This window comes from Tumebacillus avium, assembly GCF_002162355.1.
GTDB lineage: Bacteria > Bacillota > Bacilli > Tumebacillales > Tumebacillaceae > Tumebacillus_A > Tumebacillus_A avium.
Genome location: NZ_CP021434.1, coordinates 4,426,316 through 4,443,759, shown reverse-complemented (window position 1 = coordinate 4,443,759; position 17,444 = coordinate 4,426,316). Strand labels below are relative to the sequence as shown.

Annotated in this window: 14 protein-coding genes; 10 read left to right on the top strand and 4 right to left on the bottom strand. The window is 59.1% G+C overall.

Annotated elements, in window-relative coordinates:
- Window positions 1–193 precede the first annotated feature (193 nt).
- Together folE and CBW65_RS20445 are read left to right on the top strand one after the other, a co-directional pair.
- A complete protein-coding gene (gene folE, locus CBW65_RS20450) occupies window positions 194–757 on the top strand; it encodes a GTP cyclohydrolase I FolE (protein ID WP_087458425.1) in 564 nt (187 codons plus the stop codon).
- Window positions 758–845: 88 nt separating this feature from the next.
- The gene (locus tag CBW65_RS20445) at window positions 846–1,799 is read left to right on the top strand and encodes an NAD(P)H-dependent flavin oxidoreductase (RefSeq protein ID WP_087458424.1); all 954 of its coding nucleotides are present in this window, start codon (window positions 846–848) and stop codon (window positions 1,797–1,799) included.
- Window positions 1,800–1,835: 36 nt separating this feature from the next.
- On the opposite strand, the gene CBW65_RS20440 is transcribed toward CBW65_RS20445, so the two are convergent.
- On the bottom strand, window positions 1,836–2,528 hold the full coding sequence (locus CBW65_RS20440) for a metallophosphoesterase (RefSeq protein WP_087458423.1): 693 nt from the start codon (window positions 2,526–2,528) through the stop codon (window positions 1,836–1,838).
- Window positions 2,529–2,562: 34 nt separating this feature from the next.
- On the opposite strand from CBW65_RS20440, the gene CBW65_RS20435 reads away from it, so the two are divergent.
- The 8 genes from CBW65_RS20435 to CBW65_RS20400 all read left to right on the top strand — a co-directional run bounded on the left by CBW65_RS20435 (window position 2,563) and on the right by CBW65_RS20400 (window position 11,638).
- Complete coding sequence (locus CBW65_RS20435; protein WP_157722088.1) at window positions 2,563–3,837, top strand: rhomboid family intramembrane serine protease; 1,275 nt, start codon at window positions 2,563–2,565, stop codon at window positions 3,835–3,837.
- A 151-nt stretch (window positions 3,838–3,988) separates the two neighbouring features.
- On the top strand, window positions 3,989–5,683 hold the full coding sequence (locus CBW65_RS20430; protein ID WP_087458421.1) for a methyl-accepting chemotaxis protein: 1,695 nt from the start codon (window positions 3,989–3,991) through the stop codon (window positions 5,681–5,683).
- Window positions 5,684–5,792: 109 nt separating this feature from the next.
- Window positions 5,793–6,278, top strand: a complete 486-nt coding sequence (locus CBW65_RS20425; RefSeq protein ID WP_087458420.1) for an NUDIX hydrolase — start codon at window positions 5,793–5,795, stop codon at window positions 6,276–6,278.
- A gap of 17 nt (window positions 6,279–6,295) precedes the next feature.
- Window positions 6,296–6,754 carry a SprT family protein gene (locus CBW65_RS20420; RefSeq protein WP_087458419.1) on the top strand — a complete coding sequence of 153 codons (459 nt, stop codon included), beginning with the start codon at window positions 6,296–6,298 and terminating at the stop codon, window positions 6,752–6,754.
- Between the two features lie 86 nt (window positions 6,755–6,840).
- Window positions 6,841–7,791, top strand: coding sequence for a hypothetical protein (locus CBW65_RS20415; protein WP_087458418.1), 951 nt, complete (start codon window positions 6,841–6,843; stop codon window positions 7,789–7,791).
- A gap of 25 nt (window positions 7,792–7,816) precedes the next feature.
- The gene (locus tag CBW65_RS20410) at window positions 7,817–8,053 is read left to right on the top strand and encodes a hypothetical protein (protein ID WP_087458417.1); all 237 of its coding nucleotides are present in this window, start codon (window positions 7,817–7,819) and stop codon (window positions 8,051–8,053) included.
- Between the two features lie 43 nt (window positions 8,054–8,096).
- Complete coding sequence (locus tag CBW65_RS20405) at window positions 8,097–10,325, top strand: ATP-dependent helicase (protein WP_087458416.1); 2,229 nt, start codon at window positions 8,097–8,099, stop codon at window positions 10,323–10,325.
- An 89-nt stretch (window positions 10,326–10,414) separates the two neighbouring features.
- Entirely contained in the window at window positions 10,415–11,638 is a 1,224-nt protein-coding gene (locus CBW65_RS20400; RefSeq protein WP_087459314.1) for an aminopeptidase, read from the top strand.
- Window positions 11,639–11,697: 59 nt separating this feature from the next.
- Here the strand turns inward: CBW65_RS20400 and CBW65_RS20395 are convergent, their stop codons facing one another.
- From CBW65_RS20395 to CBW65_RS20385, 3 genes are read right to left on the bottom strand one after another with little or no spacing between them, the layout of a single operon-like run.
- Complete coding sequence (locus CBW65_RS20395; protein WP_087458415.1) at window positions 11,698–12,762, bottom strand: SGNH/GDSL hydrolase family protein; 1,065 nt, start codon at window positions 12,760–12,762, stop codon at window positions 11,698–11,700.
- A gap of 7 nt (window positions 12,763–12,769) precedes the next feature.
- Window positions 12,770–15,862, bottom strand: coding sequence for an efflux RND transporter permease subunit (locus tag CBW65_RS20390; protein ID WP_087458414.1), 3,093 nt, complete (start codon window positions 15,860–15,862; stop codon window positions 12,770–12,772).
- Window positions 15,859–17,091: an efflux RND transporter periplasmic adaptor subunit gene (locus tag CBW65_RS20385; protein ID WP_157722086.1), complete on the bottom strand. Its 1,233-nt coding sequence runs from the start codon at window positions 17,089–17,091 to the stop codon at window positions 15,859–15,861. The genes CBW65_RS20390 and CBW65_RS20385 overlap by 4 nt, the downstream gene beginning before the upstream one ends.
- Window positions 17,092–17,444 lie beyond the last annotated feature (353 nt).

Sequence of the window (17,444 nt, the reverse complement as noted above, 5' to 3'; positions counted from 1 at the left end):
TTCTTCATCTCAGGATGGAGGAGTCCGTTTCTTATCCTCAGCATGATTTCGGAAACTGGTGGAAAACTAGGAAGAGGCTATTTGACAAAAGAGGTTGCTTTTGTATATAGTAGGGATTGCATTTCTATGACACTATCAACTCCATTCTATCAACAATAGATGAAGCTATTGAATTCGCTGGGAGGTTCTCGCAATGGCATTTGATTTCGATAAAGCGCAAACGGCAGTCCGCATGCTGTTGGAAGCGGTCGGGGAAGACCCGGATCGCGAAGGTCTGCTCGACACGCCGAAGCGCGTCGCGAAGATGTACGCAGAAGTTTTTGAAGGGCTCGGCAAGAATCCGGAAGACGAACTTTCGGCGATCTTTAATGAAATGCACGAAGAAGTAGTCATCGTAAAAGACATTCCGTTCTTCTCGATGTGCGAACACCACCTCGTGCCGTTCTATGGCAAAGCACACGTTGCTTACATCCCCCGCAACGGTCAAGTGACCGGTCTGTCCAAGCTCGCTCGCGTCGTGGAAACGGTCGCTCGCCAGCCGCAGCTGCAAGAGCGCATCACCTCGACGGTGGCCGACACGCTGGTCAACAAGCTCAACCCGCACGGCGTGGCTGTCATCGTGGAAGCCGAGCACATGTGCATGACGATGCGCGGCGTCAAGAAGCCGGGCGCTTCGACGATCACCACGTCGGTGCGCGGCATCTATCAAGCGTCTTCCGAAGCGCGTGCCGAAGTGTTTTCGCTGATGCGCGGCTAATTTGTACAGAATCTCAGGAAAAGGGTGCCGTTTTGCGGCATCCTTTTTTGCAAGTTCTGGTATGATGAAAATCAGGAGGGGAATGTTGATGAAACAGCGTTTACTGGACCTGCTGGGCATTGAGTACCCGATCATCGAAGGCGGCATGGCCTACATCGGTGACGGGAAACTGGCAGCAGCCGTTTCCAACGCAGGCGCGTTTGGCCAGGTCGGTTCGGCCGGGCGGCCGCTTGCAGATTTTGAAGAGCAGATCCGGCTGGCAGCCGAACTGACGACCAAGCCGTTTGGCGTCAACCTGCCGATCGGGGAGCACAGCGACCCGCGTGAACGAGTGGAGACCATTTTAAAATATAAGGACAAGATCCGAGCTGTGTCGATCTCGGCCGGCAATCCGCGGCCGTTTATCCCGGTCTTTAAAGAAGCGGGACTGCCGGTGATGGTCGTCGTCTCAACGGCGATGCATGCAGCCAAGGCAGAGCAGGCTGGCGCGGATATCCTGATCGCAGAAGGCACAGAAGCGGGCGGACACAACGGCCCGGCCGAGTTGACCACGTTTGCCTTGATCCCGCAAGCGGTGAGCGCGGTGACCGTTCCGGTGATCGCAGCGGGCGGCGTGGCGGATGGACGCGGGGTGGCGGCAGCGCTGGCGCTTGGCGCGGCTGGCGTGCAGCTGGGCACGGTGCTGATCGCAACAGAAGAGTCACCCGCTCATGACAACTACAAGCAGGCGCTGCTCGCCGCGCGCGGCGAAGACACAACGATGATGGAGCGCAGCGTCGGCGGTGTGACCCGCGTGCTGCGCGGCCCGTACATCGACGAAGTGCTGGCTTTTGAAAAAACGCGTCCGACACGCGAGACGTTGTACCCGTACATCAAGGGTGAGAAAAATCGCCTCGCCGTGCTTGAAGGCCAGATGGAGCAGGGATATGCGTACAGCGGCCAAGGCGTTGGCCTGATCCGCGAGATTCTCCCCGTGGAGCAGGTCATCCGCAACCTGATCGCCGAAGCGCGCGCAACGATCGCGGCGCTGCCTTCTCTGTAGCTATATAAAAAAAGCCCCGCCGCTCACGTGACAGTCCTACGTGAGCTTGAGCGGGGCAAAATCGAGATAATCACAGGCGGTCAGATGGAACTCGATGCCGTGATGTACGCCTTGCAAGGCGTGGCGGTGTCCTTCTTTTCCATGCAGGTGGCCGTAGATCACCTTGTCGACCGGATATTGAGCCAGCACATCCAAAAAGCCGGAGGACTGGTGTTTTTCATTGGTCGGCGGATAGTGCAGCATTACATACAGCTGTTTGGCTTTTTGCTTCATCGCGGCGTCGAGCGACATCTGCAGGCGCAGCACTTCCCGTTCATAGACTTTGCGGTCATGTTCGTCGAACATGTACCCGCCCGGGCAATCCCAGCCGCGCGCGCCGGCGATCGTCACGTCACCGATCGTGATCGCGTCATTTTGCAGGACGTGTATCGACGGGTCTACCGCTTTGCGAACTTTGGACACGGAAGCCCACCAATAGTCGTGGTTGCCGCGGATCATCACTTTCCTGCCGGGCAGGGAAGCGACATAGTCGAGATCTTGCTTCGCTTCCTCTAAATACATCGCCCACGAGATATCGCCGGGTATCAACACCAGATCATCGGGAGCGACGGCGCTTTCCCAAGCCGCGCGTATCTTCTCCGGATGATCCGACCAGTTGTCGCCGAAGACATCCATCGGCTTGGGGTTGGCAAAAGAGAGATGCAAATCGCCGATGGCGAATATGTTCATGTAGGACACATCCTTTCAGGGGGTGAACGGGAGCGTGGAAACTCCGGATCTAGCATTGGCACGTCAGACTTCCTTGTTATACCAGATGGCACAGAAGCTGATCGAACATGATGATTTTTCTATTCTGCCACAAGTTTCCCAAGCGGAGCAAGAAACATTCGCAGACAGCGGGATTCGTCCGCTGGTGCTGGTGCGCCGCAAATGGAACACGGCGCAAGTTGTGCGCCTGCTGCCGGCCGACCGGATCGGCACCGGACAGATCGAGCAGATGCTGGTGCAGGAAGCGTTGTACCTGCGCCAGGCCAAACGGCAAAACGGCGTGCGCAAAATGTACTCGCTGACCTTGTTTATCTTCACCCACTGGCGCTCCGATGACAATCTGAACGCGATCGCCCGCACCGGCGCTTATGCCGGGATGGGCAAAACGACCGGCGCGGTCGCCGTCGGCGTCGATCTGGCGCGCGGCGTGTTTGGACCTGCTCCGTGGGGGCCGGCCGCTGAAGACATCAACCTTGCAGGACTGGCTGAACTGGTCAAGCAATATGCCGAGGCGGAAGAGAACGCAGCACAAGGCGTGGAAGAGCCCGAACAGCCCCTGCGCACGCAGGACGAATGGATGGAGCAGATGTTGGTGCTCTCGCAGGCGAAGCGCGAAGAAGTGGCGGAAACGCTCAAGCCGAACCAAAAGACGCCCGCCGTGACCACGATTCTTGTGCTGACCATCCTCGTCTGGCTGTTTGGCGTGCAGTTCCCGGAAACGGTGCTTGGCGCGTTTCTGTTGATCCCGGAAGCGGTGCGGATCGGGGAATGGTGGCGGCTGTTGACGTCGGTGTTCCTGCACTACGACCTGACGCACATCATGTTTAACATGGTGACCTTGTACTTCTTCGGCCGCATCGCCGAGCGGATCTTCGGCATGCCGCGCTTTTTTGTCATTTACGTGCTGGCCGGCATCGCCGGCAGTCTGCTGTCAGTCGCGTTTAGCCCGCACAATTCGCTGGGCGCATCCGGCGCGGTGTTTGGCCTGTTTGGCGCTTTGCTCGCTTTTGGCCAGTTCAACCGCAAAGCGTTTGCGATGACGATCGGCACCTCGGTGTACGCGCTGCTCGCGATCAACTTGATCTTTGGCTTCATCATGCCTAACGTCAACAACTTCGCCCACATCGGCGGGCTGATCGGCGGCTTTTTAACGGCGATGGCGCTGGGCGTGCCGAACACGCCCAATACGAAACGCTGGCTGTTTGCACTGCTCTATGCGGCGTTTGCAGCGCTGGCCTTATGGATCGGTCTGACAACCCCTTTTCGCTAACAGCGGAAGGGGTTTTTAAGTTATAGTGAAACTCTTTCGCTGTTGATTAACTAATATCAATCTATTATTATATAGTGGGGAGTATATTTTTGCATGATTTACGCTGGGGGAAACAGTAGTTTAACACTACACAAGGGGGAAAAAGGGGACTATGAAGTTGTCAAAACTGATCAAGGGAATGTGCGCGATCGTCCTGATCCTGTCACTGGTCAACGCAGCCAGCCTGTTCTGGCTGTATGTGTCGTACCAGGCGGAACTGAAGATGGTCGACCGCAAGTTCGAGTTCAAGCAGTTGGGAGTTGAACTCATGGAGGCGTCCGACCGGTTGACGAATGAGGCGCGCGCGTATGTGCAGTTTGGGGAAACGGCGCATAAGGACGCGTACCTCCGCGAAGCCAACACCGTGAAAACGGGGCAAAAGGTCATGGGACGTCTGGTGGAAATGGGAGCTCCGCAAGGAGAACTGGACTTGATCAAACAGGTGTTGCAGGCACAAGAAACGCTTGGCACACGGGAAGAAACGGCGCTCCGTCTTGCCGATGAACAGAAGTTTGACGGGGCGCGCGCCGCGCTCTTTGGGGAAGAGTACGAGCGCGAGAAGCAGCAGATTTCCGACACGCTGCTGACGTTTGAGACCAAGATGAACGAGCGTTCGGCTGAGGAAGCGTATGTGGCTTCCCGCAAGACGGCCAACATCTTGAACTGGATCAACGTCGTGGTAGGCTTGACGCTGGTTGCGGCGGTCGCCACCGGCTACATGCTGAACCGGCGCATCACCAAGCCGCTGCAGGAAGTGATGGAAGCGGCCGAAAAGATCGCCGCGGGCGACTTGCGCATCGAAGAGATCCATGTCCAGCACGACGACGAGGTCGGCGTGACGGCGAAGGCGGTCAACACGATGGCAGCCAGTCTGCGCCAGATCATCCGGCAGGCGAACGACACGACGATTCAGGTGGCGGCGTCTTCGCAACAGCTGTTGGTTCATGCGGAACGAACTTCCCAGAGCACGGAACAGATCGCCGCAGCGATCCAAGAGGTGGCCAGCGGCGCGGAAACGCAGATGCGCGGCGCGGAAGACAGCCTCGCGTCGATGGAAGAGATGGCAGAAGGCATCAAGCGCATCGCCGAAACGACCGGCGTGGTCGCGGAAGCTTCGCAGATCACCGAGCAGGAAGCGGTGCACGGCAACGAATCGATTCAAAAAGCGGTCCGCCAGATGGACACGATTCACGCCGAGACCAGCAATGTCGGCGTCGTGATTCAGCAACTCAACGAACACTCGCAGCAGATCGGCAAAATTGTGGAAGTGATCACCGACATCGCTTCGCAGACCAACCTGCTTTCGCTCAACGCGGCGATCGAAGCAGCCCGCGCGGGCGAGCATGGTAAAGGGTTTGCCGTCGTGGCCACCGAGGTTCGCAAATTGGCGGAACAATCGCAACAGTCAGCCGGGCAGATCGCCAAGCTGATCGAGCACATCCGCACCGACACCGCCCGTGCGGTGCAGGCGATGGAAAAAGGCTCGTCCGAAGTGCAGGCCGGGATCTGCATCGTTGATGAAGCAGGGGAGGCGTTCCAAAAGATCCTCTCCGCTGCCCAGCACGTTGCCGATCAGGTCGCTGACATCTCCTCCGCTTCAGAAGAAATGTCGGCCGGTTCGGTGCAGGTGACCACCACGGTGGAAGAGCTGACGCGCATCGCGCGCCAGTCGGCCGCATCTTCGAACAACGTCGCCGCTTCTTCGCAGGAGCAGTTGGCGCTGATTCAGGAGATCACCACCTCGATGGCGGTGCTGACCGATGTCTCGCAGGATTTGCATGATACGATAGGTCAATTTAAAATCTAGCGCAGTGCACAGAAAAGAAGGGGCGTAACGCCTCTTCTTTTTGTCTTGCATTCGGGAAGGTTATTGGATAGAGTAGGAATACTGATTTGGCGAGGGGGAGAGGCTTGTGATGATCACGTTTGACACTGGGAACAAACGCTTCAACCACCGGACGGCCGGGGTGTTTGTCGATGAAGGATATGTGCTCCTGCACCGCTTGGCTTCTGATGATTTTTGGGCGCTGCCCGGCGGACGCGTTGAGTTTATGGAGAATACGGAGCAGGCGCTCATCCGCGAGATGCAAGAAGAGATCAGCCTTGATGTGACGGTGGAGCGCCTGCTGTTTGTTGCGGAGGTCTACTTTGCAAATGATGAGCATCAGTATCATGAAATCGGCTTCTATTACTTGCTGGAAGCCGACAAAACTCAGCCCATCTATGTGAAAGACAAGGTGCATCAGGGGACGGAGTTTGGCAAGCCTTTGATCTATCAATGGTTCCGTCTGGAAGACTTGCCGAGTCTGCGCTTGTTCCCGACGTTTTTAAAAGAAAAGCTGCAACAGCTCCCGGAACATCCGGAGCATGTGATCCATCGGGACGAGGACGATGAAGAATAGCGAGGTGAACACCAGCAGTGGACAACCAGGAACTGCAGGCGCTGACCGAGCAGATCTCGCAGCAATTTTTCGGCTGGCCGTTTGTGCACCGCGTGACGTTCAACGGGCGGCTGCGCACGACGGGCGGGCGCTATCTGCTGCGCACGCATGACATCGAGATCAACCCGCACCACTATGAAAAACATGGCCTGGAGTCGATGATCGGCACGATCAAGCACGAGCTCTGCCACTACCACTTGCACCTGCAAAAGCGCGGCTACCGGCATCAGGACAAAGACTTCAAAGAACTGCTTCAAAAAGTCGGCGGGTCGCGCTACTGCCCGGACACAGGGCTGCGACGCGAAGTTAAAACGCGTTACGTCTACGCCTGTGCCAGCTGTGAGCAGCGCTATGAGCGCAAGCGCAAAATCGACGTCAGACGCTACGGCTGCGGACGCTGCCGGGGCAAGCTAAAATTGATACAATCCTTTTCTTAGCAAGACAGGAATAATCCGCATGCTGTCGAACTCTATAAAGTAGAGTAGCGGCAGTTTTTTTTGAAAGAAAAGGGGATGAAGGCAACATGCTGCAACAAAGCTCTTGGACGTTTCGCTACAGTTTGGAAGGATTTTTGAAGCGTGTGTTGCACTGTGCGCCATGCCCGCTGACAGAAGAAGGACTCGTCGAGGCCGTTCTGTCCGACTGGGCCGGGCCGGAGCATTCTCGCGAATCGATCGCCGCTCGCGTTCGCGCCTCGCTGAAAGCGGCAAACGGAGCGTTTTCCTCCGTCGGCGGCGATAAATATACGCTGCGCCAGACGGCGGGCGACGATTTGCAGAATCATGCGTATGAGTTTTTGAAAGCGACGGGCCGTCCGCAAAAGCACGGTGACATCCTGCGCCATCTGCAGCAGGTGACCGGGCGCGGACGCGGGGAACTGATGTCCCGCGTCGATCTGGACTGCGACCCGCGCTTTGCCCGCCTCGACGGGGGCGAATGGCTCCTGACCGAGTGGCAGCCTGCCAATGACACCATCGCCAGACTGATGGTCGAACAGGGGCGGCGCCGGGCGGAGATCGCCGAACTGCTTCAACTGGTGAAGGAACATGCGGAAGACGAGTCCGGGCTTGAGCAAAGCCGCATTTTTTACCCGGAATACGACCCGCGGTTTGCTTTGGCCGGAACTGTTGTTGAATGTCTGCTCGTCGAGCCGGAAGCGGCGGCGACGACTCTTGATACTGGTATGAAATTGGAGGAAGAAACCATGACGACTGCTGAACAAACCATTGTAACCGCACCCGCTGCCGACCTTTCGAAGATTGCGACCTCTGAACTGGTCGCTGCCGTTTTGCAACAGCTGTCCGATGTCAGCGCGGAACTCACGCGCCGCAATCAGGGGATCCCGAATGAGGTGCTGAACCTGTTCAATTCGGAAGACCTGGCCGGGATCGAAACGCTGATGAGCGAGCGCAAGCGCGTCGGGGCGCTGGCGGACGACTTGGCTCTGTTTGTTACTAAATGGAGCGAAGAATAGAAGTACGGTCGGGACAGCCTGAGTGATGTTGGTACCGCCAGAGCGTCTGGATCTGCGATTTGACCGCTTGCGGGAGATTGTCACCGCGTGGGAGATTCGCTATAATCAATTGCCTGACCAAGTTGTGGCTCTGTTTGACGCGCAAGACCTCGGCTCGATCCGCGAGCTGCTTGAGGAGAAGCGTCAATTGGCGCGTTTGATTCCCGACACCAAGGAATTTATTGAACGCTGGGAGCCGGTTGCAAACACGCTTGGCAGGTGATGAGGAGTAAGCAAACCTCTGTAGATTCCTAGGAGGTTGTTCAATGTTAGCAAGCGATTTCATGGCGAACATCAGCCAATATGGCATTGCATTAAATGACGAACAGCGAGAGGCGGTCTGCCATATGGCAGGGCCTCTCGTCGTATTTGCGGGGCCTGGCAGCGGCAAGACAACCGTCTTGACCTGCCGGGCTGCTTATCTGTTACAAGTCGAACAGGTTCCGGCAGCGAAGATGCTGATCGTTACCTTCACCCGCGCCGCAGCGGCCGAAATGCAGGCCCGTTTGGCGGCGATGCCGGGCATCGGGCAGCAGAGCATCCGCGCAGCCGAGATCGGCACGTTTCACTCGGTGTTTATGCGCATGCTGATGCAGCAAAACGGCGGGCAACTGCCCCAGCTGATGGAAGAGTACCAGCAGCGCACGATCATCAAGGCGCTCCTGCGAGAACAAGGGGAAGACGGCGATGACGAACAGGTGGCCGATGTGCTGTCCAAGATCGGGCTGTGCAAAAACAACCTGATCATGCCCGACCGCATCAAAGCCAGCAAGCCGGAGAACCAAAAGTTCCGCGACCTGTTTGCCGGCTACGAGCGGGTGAAACAGCAGGAAGACCGCTGGGATTATGACGACATTCTGGTCGCCGCCCATGCGATGCTCAAACACAACCCGTCTGTGCGCGAATACTACCAGCGTCGATTCGAGTATCTTTTGGTCGACGAGTTTCAAGACACCAACCTCGCCCAGTACGAAGTGATCAAGATGCTGGCCGGGCACGGCAACCTCTGCATCGTCGGCGATGATGACCAGTCGATCTACCGCTTCCGAGGCTCGCGGGTCGAATTTTTGCTCGATTTTGAAACGACCTTCCCCGGCGCGAAAAAAGTGATCTTGGCGGTGAACTACCGCTCGACAGACGATGTGATCGACACGGCGTCGCGCGTGATCCTGCACAACCGGGTGCGCCAGAGCAAGCTGATTCGCGGTACGGGCAGGCAAGGTGACAAGCCGGTCGTGCTGCGGCCGGAAGGGGAGAAGGACGAGGCGGAACAGATCTTGTCCCAAGTGGCGGAGCTGCTGGAGTCCGATGCGGAGCTGGAGCCGCAGGAGATCGTGATTTTGTACCGCACGAACATTCAGGTGCGGGCGATGATCGACGGGCTGGTGCAAAAAGGGCTGCCGTTTACGCTGCACGACGCGGACGGCGATTTTTACGGACGCTGGCAGGTGCGCGATGTGTTGACCTATTTCAAGCTCGCCTACAACCCGGACGATCTCGACGGCATCGTGCAGATCATCAACCGCCCCAAGCGCTACCTCTATCCGGACCGATTTGTCGATGAGGTGCACATGCTGCGCCGCACGAAAAACATCACCTATCTGGAAGCGCTGGCCCAGGTGGAAGGCTTGGAACCGTATCAGCGCACGAAAGTCGAACTGCTGATCAAAGACCTGCTTGCGCTGCGCCTGTCCACACCGGTGCAGGCTCTGCACAAGATTCGCAAAGAGATCGGCTACGACCGCTATCTGGAAGAGTTCGCGGCGAAGACGGGCAACGATGTGAATCAGGTCAGCGAGCCGCTCGACGAACTGGAACAGGCGGTGATCGGCCACCGCACGCTGCTTGATTTCCTCGCGCATGTCGAAGAGGTCAAAGAGACGGTGCGCCGTTCACGAGGCAAAGGCGAAGGCATCCAGCTGATGACGATGCACAAGTCAAAAGGGCTGGAATTTAAGCATGTCTACTGCATCGGGCTGGTCGAGGACATGCTGCCGCACCCGAAAGCCTTACAGGCAGAAGGGGACAAGCAGTCGGCGGCGGTCGAAGAGGAACGCCGATTGTTCTACGTCGGCATGACCCGCGCCAAACGCTATCTTACGCTGTCTGCCCCGCTGCGCTACCACGGCCGCCGCGCGGAGCCGTCCCCGTTCCTCTATGAAACGGGACTCTTGCCGCGCCCGAAACGCACAGCGATCACCCCGCCTGCAAAAGGGCAGCAATCGTCGGTTAAAAAAGAGCCTGTGGTGCTGAAAGTCCCGGCCAGTGATCGGATGAAAGCCGCGATGGAACAACACGGCGGCACCGCATTCGAGGTCGGCGACACGCTGCACCACAAGGACTTGGGCCCCGGACTGATCCAAGAGTTGAAAATCCTCTCCGGCGACAGCGGACGCCGTGTGCTGCTCAAGTTCCCAGGGCAGGAGAAAGTGCACGACTTGCATCTGGAGCTGTGTTTGTATCTCGGGCTGTTAAGCTCTCCTGTAAAAGTGTGACCGGCAGGCAATCCTGCTGGTCTTTTTTGTCTATTTCGATTATGCTTACTCTAAACATGGGGACAAGCAGGAGGAGATAGAAAATGACGATGACACCAGAACAATTGAACATTTATGCAGAACTGGCCGTCCGCCAGGGGATCAACGTGCAGCCGGGGCAAAAGGTGATCGTGCGCGGTCCGGTCGACGCGGCGCCGTTTGTGCGCAAGGCGGTCGAAAAAGCGTACGAGGCAGGAGCCGCGCACGTGATGATCGACTGGACGGACGATGACTTGCTGCGCATCCGCATGGCAAACGCGCCGGAGGAGTCGATTGATTTCGTGCCGCAAGGGTATGTCGATGATTTTATCGGCACGATGGAAGAGGGCGGCGCGATGCTCGGCATCTACGCGCCGAAGCCGGGTCATCTGACCGGCATCGATGCTGCGCGGATCGGCAAGTACTTCCAGGCGCTGGGCAAAGCGATGCGCCGCCAGCGCGACTTGCAGCAAGCGAGCAAAACCAGCTGGTCGATGGTGATGTTGCCGACGCCGGAGTGGGCGGCCGTCGTCTTCCCGGATCTGTCGCCGGAAGCAGGGATGACCAAGCTGTGGGATCACATCCGCTACATCACCGGACTTGATCAGGAAGATCCGATCGCCTACTGGCAGGAGAAAGTGGAGCAGATCGAAAGCCGGGCACAGTGGCTGACTCATGAGCAATTCCTGCGCTTGCATTACACTGGCGGCGGCACCGACTTCTCGCTCGAACTGCCGCGCGGCCACATCTGGGTCGGCGGCCGGCTGACCGATGCCAACGGCACCAAGTACCTGCCGAACATCCCGACCGAAGAAGTGTTCTCCGCACCGGTGCGCACCGGCGTCAACGGCGTGGTGAAAAGCACCTTCCCGCTGGAGTACAGCGGACAGTTGATCGAAGGCATCACCTTGAAGTTCCAAGACGGACGCATCATCGAAGCTTCGGCTGAAAAAGGCGAAGCGGCGCTCAAAGAGATGATCTCGGCGGATGACACCGCACAGTTCCTCGGCGAAGTGGCGTTGGTGCCGCAGGATTCGCCGATCTCCAACCTGAACATCATCTTCCGCAACACTTTGTTTGATGAAAACGCATCCTGCCACCTCGCGCTGGGCTCGGCGTATCCGCTGAACCTGCAAGGCGGACAGGAGATGACCCGCGAAGAGCTGGCTGAGCATGGCCTGAACACGTCGATCATCCATGTCGACTTCATGATCGGCTCGGCGGAGCTCGATATCGACGGCGAACGCGAAGACGGCACGCGCGTGCCGCTGTTCCGCAATGGCAACTGGGCCTAAACATACACGCAAAAAACCTTGACCGCACGATGGGTCAAGGTTTTTTTTATTTGCTGAATTTACTTGCTGAACACCGAGATCGTCTGGCTGTCCGGCACCCAATACACTCGCGCCCCCATCGCTTCGATCACCGGGCGCAGCGGCAGGTAGGGCAAGCCGTCTTTGAGAAACACGGGTGACGGCAAGGAGATCCGCTTGCCGTTGACTCTGGCAAAAACGGAGCCGACCCGCGAGCGGATGTAGTTCAAGCCGTCGCCGTGCAACTCCTGAATCAAGGGCAGGGACGCGTAGACCGTGTCATTTTCCAGCACCAGAGCGGAGGAGAGCGGACGCGGTTCGCCGTTCCAGAGCAGATTAGGCTTGACATCAGCGCTGACAGGCAGCGGCACGAACGAGCCAAACAGCGTTCGGGAGATCGCTTCGGCGATCAGCGTGTGGCCTTTGGCATTGGGATGAATGTCGTTGTTGGCGAGGTTGACGTACTCTTTTTCATGTGACAAAAACAGCGACGCCACCGGCACCACTTCGGCATCATACTGTTTGGCGGCCAGCAGAATCGACTCGTTGACCCAGGTGATCCATTCGCTGAGCTGCGTGTGGCGGGGATCTTTTTCCGGGAACGGGTTGTACACTTCCAGCACAAACAGGCGGGCATCGACGTTAAGCTGACGGAACAGGGCGAGGATGGTGCGGATGTTGGTCTGGTATTTCGTCAGCGCCTCGCGCATCGCCATCACGTCACCCGGCTTCTGATGCTCCGTCCAGATGATGTCGTTGCCGCCGATCGATAAAGTGATCAGGTCGGCGCGCTGCAGATGCTGGCTCGCTTCCGGCCAGTGTTCGAGCAAAAAGAGAAATTGGCCGCTGGTCAGACCCGGAATGCCGAAATTGTGCAAGGTGGCTTGCCCGCGCACCTGCATCTGGCGGTGCAGGTGCGCGACATAGCCGTTGACGCGCGCGCCATGGATGGCCGGCGTCCCCCAGCCGGCGGTGACCGAGTCGCCGATCGCCACGTAGTTGAGATTTTTCGGAAGCGGCGTCAGATCACCTGCCAACGCATTTTGTACCGGGTGGAAGACGGCCAGCAGGGACAAAAGGACGAGCAAGAACAGACGAGACGCCATGCAGGGTTCACCTCCGTGCTTTCCAGCGTTCCAGCCACATGTCGAAGGACAGGTAGACGACCGGGATCAAGACGAGCGTAATCAGCGTGGAAAACGTCAAGCCAAACAAAATCACCGTCGCCAGCGGCGCTTGGATCTCCGCCCCTTCGCCGTAACCAAGCGAGGCGGGGAGGACGCCAAGCACCGTCGCGCCCGCCGTCATCAAGATCGGGCGCAGGCGGACCGGTCCGGCCTGCAGCACCGCTTGAATGCGGTCCAGCCCGCGGCGGCGCAGGCGGTTGACATAGTCGATCAGGATGATCGCGTTGTTGACGACGATGCCGACCAGCACGATCAGCCCGATGTAGGCGCCGACCCCAAGCGACCGTCCGGTGACCAGCAGGCCAATCACGACGCCGACGATCGTCACCGGCACGGAAAACATGATGATAAACGGATGGAAAAACGACTCGAACTGCGCCGCCATCACCATGTAGACGAGCAGGATCGCCAGCACCAGCGCCCCTTCCAACTTGCGGAAGGCGTCATTCATCTGCTCCGACTCGCCGCCGTATTCGATCGCGTAGCCGCGCGGCAGGTCGAGGCGGGAGTCCAGCCGCTCGCGGATGTCGTCCATCACATGACCGAGGTCGCGCCCGATGTAGTCCGCTTCCACCGTCATCTCGCGCTGGTTGTTGAAGCGCGAGATGCCCGACGGGCCTTGGACAAACTGAATGTCGGCCAAGGAGCCCAGCGTGACGGTCGTGCCAAGCGGCGAGGCGAGGGGAAGCTGTTTGAGCCGTTCGACCGAGGCGCGCATCTCCGGCGGGATCTGCATCCGCACGTCGATCTCCTGATTCTCCGTCCGGTAGCGCGTCACCGTCTGGCCCTGCATGGCGATGTTGACCAGACCGGCGACCTGCGCGTTGGTCAGGCCGTAGGACAGCGCCGCCTCGCGGTTGACGGTGATCTGCACCTCTTCGACCAACTGTTCACGCTCGGCAGACGCTTCCCGCACGCCTTGCACCGCCATGATCTCCGTGGTGGTCTGGTTGGCTAAGCGGCGCAGCAATTCGTCATCGTCCCCGCGCAGGCGGATCTGGATCGGTCGGCCCGCACCGCCGCCAAACTGGTCGCCCGAAACCTGCACGTTGATCTTCGCTTCCGGCACCGCGCGCAGTTTGGCGCGCAGCTCGTCGGCGACTTCGACGGTGCTGCGTTTGCGCTCGGAGCGGCCTTTGAGCTGGATGTTCAGCGTCGCTTTGTGTGACTGCACACCGGCGGTCGGGTTGTAGACGTTGCCGCCGCCGATCGTGACGAACACCGTCCCGACTTCGGGCGTCTCCCCGATCAGGTTTTCGGCGAGGGCGACCCGCTTCCCGGTGCGCTCCATCGGGGCTCCGGCGGGCAGGTTGACGTTGACGGCGATCAGGCCCTGATCGCCTTTGGGCAGGAACTCTTTGCCAAGCAGCGGATAGGCGGCCGCCGAGAGCAGCACGAGCAGCAAGGTGGTCAGCATCACCGTCTTCCGATGGTGCACCGCCCAGTGCAGGAGCCGCGCATAGGAGCGTCCCAGACGGCCCAGCTTTTCCTCGTCATGAGCAGTTTCCGCCCGCTCGATCTCCGCCGGGGTCAGCTCGGCAAACTGCTTTTCGCCGCGCAGAAAATAATAGGCGAACATCGGCACGAGCAGCAAGGCGCTGAACAGCGAAGCGAGATGCGAGAAGGTGACGGTCAGCGCCAACGGGCGGAACAGCTGCGCGGCGAGGCCGGAGACGAAAATGATCGGGGCAAAGACGACGACCGACGCAAACGCCGCCGCCGTCACCGCCAAGCTGACTTCGCTCGACCCTTCCAGCACGGCGTCATACAGCGAACGCCCGAGCTGACGGTGGCGGAAGATGTTTTCCAAAATCACCACCGCAGTGTCGACCATCGCCCCGACGCCAAGCGCCAGACCGCCCATCGTCAGCATGTTCACCGACTGTCCGGCGAAGTAGACCATGATAAACGTCGCGATGATCGAGACGGGAATCGCCAGCGAGATGACCAGGGTGCTCCGCCAACTGCGCAGGAAGAAATACAAGACCAGCGCGGCAAAGGCGCCGCCGAGCAGCATGTCCCGGGTCAGCGTGCGGATCGACTGCTTGATAAAATCGGCCTGGTCAAACAGCGGCACCAGCTGCATGTTGGCGGGCAGTTCGCTTTTCAGTGCGTTTAGCGCTGCCTGCACGCCGTTCGAGACTTGCACGGTGTTCGCTTCGGACAGCTTTTGAATCGACAAGGAGATGCTGGGCTTGCCGTTCATGCGCGAGATGCTGCCCGCTTCGGCGACCGCTTCTTCGACGGTGGCGACATCGCGCAAGTGAAAGCGGTTGCCCTGCTGGGATGCGAGCGGCAGGTTGCGCAGCGCCTCCAGCGTCGGGAAATCGCCGCGCACGACGATCGACAGGTTGCGCTCCGCCTCGCGGACATTGCCGCCGGGCAAGGTGAGATTTTCTGATGCGAGCAACTGGCTGAGCTGGGTCATGGTCAACCCGCGCTCCTGCAGGGCCAGCGGGTTGACGATCAGGTTGATGACACGTTCGGTGCCGCCGGTGGTCTGCACCGCCGCCACGCCTTCGACGCGCTCGACGCGGGTGCGGATCGTCTCCGCCATCCGGTTTAGCTCGGTCAGGTCTCGCCCGCCGGTCATGCCAAGCTGGATCACCGGCAAGAGGTTGGGATCGAAGCGCAGCACGATCGGCTGCTGGATGCCTTCGGGCAGCTGATTGCGGATGTAGTCGATCTTCTCGCGCATCTGCAGCGTGGCAAAATCCATGTCGGTGCCCCAGTCGAACTCGACCAGCACCATCACGCCGCCGCTGCGGGTGACGGAGGAGACGTTTTTGACATTATTGGTCGTGCCGAGGATCTCTTCCAGTGGCCGCGTGACCATCTGCTCCAGCACATCGGGCGCTGAACCCGGGCTTTGCACGGTGACGGCGGCGAGCGGGAAGGTCATGCGCGGGAACAGTTCGACAGGCAGTTTGAACAGGGAGACACCCCCGAGGATGACGAGGGCGACGATGATCATCGTTGCGGCGACCGGGCGTTTGACAGACAGCTCGGACAGCTTCATGACGCAGGCTCCGTTTCGGTGACGTTGACCGCCGTGCCCGGCTGGACGCGCTCAACGCCGCCGTAGACGATCTGGTCCGCTTTTTTCAAGCCGGAGAGCACTTCGACCCACGTGCCGTTGTCATAGCCCGGCTTGATGTGGACGAGGCTGGCCTTGCCGTCGGTGATCTGCATGACAAACGGGCCTTGCTGATCGGTCAAAACGGACGCTTTCGGCACGGAGAGCACGCCTTTGTGCGCGGAGAGGGTGATTGTGGCCTGGCCGATCATGCCCGGCTTGAACACGCTATTCGGGTTGGGCAAGAGGGTGCGGGCGGTGAATGATTTCGCTTGCGGCTGCACGGCCGGGGAGACGGACGCGAGCTTGGTCTGCGCCACCGGCTGCGTGCCGACCTGCACGGCCGCCGCTTGTCCCGCTTTCAGGCGCGGGACGATGTTTGGGTCGAGCAGCACTTCAAACTCGACCTGCTCGATCGAGCCGATGCTGAACAAGGGCGATCCGGGCAAGGCCGGGGTGCCTTTGGCCGCGTTTTGGGCGAGCACCGTTCCGGCGACCGGCGCGGTGATGCGCGAGGCGGCCGCTTGGGCTTCGGCAGCTTTGACCAGTTGGCGGGCTTGTTCGACCTGCATCTGCAAGCCTTGCAGGAGCGGGGTGCGCAGTTGGTTCAGCGACTCGGAGACGGCCGATTGAGTCTGCAGGCGGGCGAGCTCGGTCTGCAGACTCAGGAGCTCCTGACCGGAAGCGACCAGTTCTGCTTCGGCGGGCAGCTCACCCGCCTCGGCCGCGCCGGTCAGGTCGCTGATGCGCTGGCGGATCTGATTTTGCAGCTCGCCGATGCGCCCGGATTGTGTGCTGCCGCCGAGGTTTTGGAGCTGGGTGAGCTGTCCTTCCAGCGTTTGCAGATTGCGTTTCGCTTCCTGCAGGGAAGAACCGGCGGTCGGATTGTTCAGCGTGGCGAGCAGCTGTCCCGCCTGAACGCGGTCGCCGACTTTGACCGACACGCCTTGCAGTTGACCGGGGACGGTGGCGGAGACGGCCACTTCGCTTCCGGCGACGACGCGGCCGGGCAGGAGGATCGTTTCGGGGATGTCGCGGGTCGTCACCTGATAGGCGCTGACCGGTGTCGCTTCTGTCGCAGCGCCTTCTGGCTGATCGTTGCCGCAGCCTGCCAGCAGCAGCAGGGCAGAGAGGCAAAGCGGGAGATAACCGGTGCGAAAGATATGGTTCATAGGCTCACCTCCACCTGTTTGCGTACATTTTCCATAGGTGGAATTAGTTTGGGACAAATCCATTGTTTCTATGTGCAGGCTTAAATTGGGGAGCGAGTAGAAAACGGGAGGTTTTTAGAGTATGGATTCGAAAATGAGGTGTGATTTCTTCTAAGGGGTCGTATTGGGGTTTGAGGGGATTGTAAAGCTCATGTTATAGTCTCTTCAAGGAACGACACAGTTCGACAATCACTCGACAAAGTTTGCTTCTCAAGGATCAGCTGAATGGGTCGGCTCGGTGTCTTGGAGGCTTAACTACATATCAAGTACGCCTTGTTGCAGAAGGGACTGCGGCAGGGCGTACTTTACTTTTA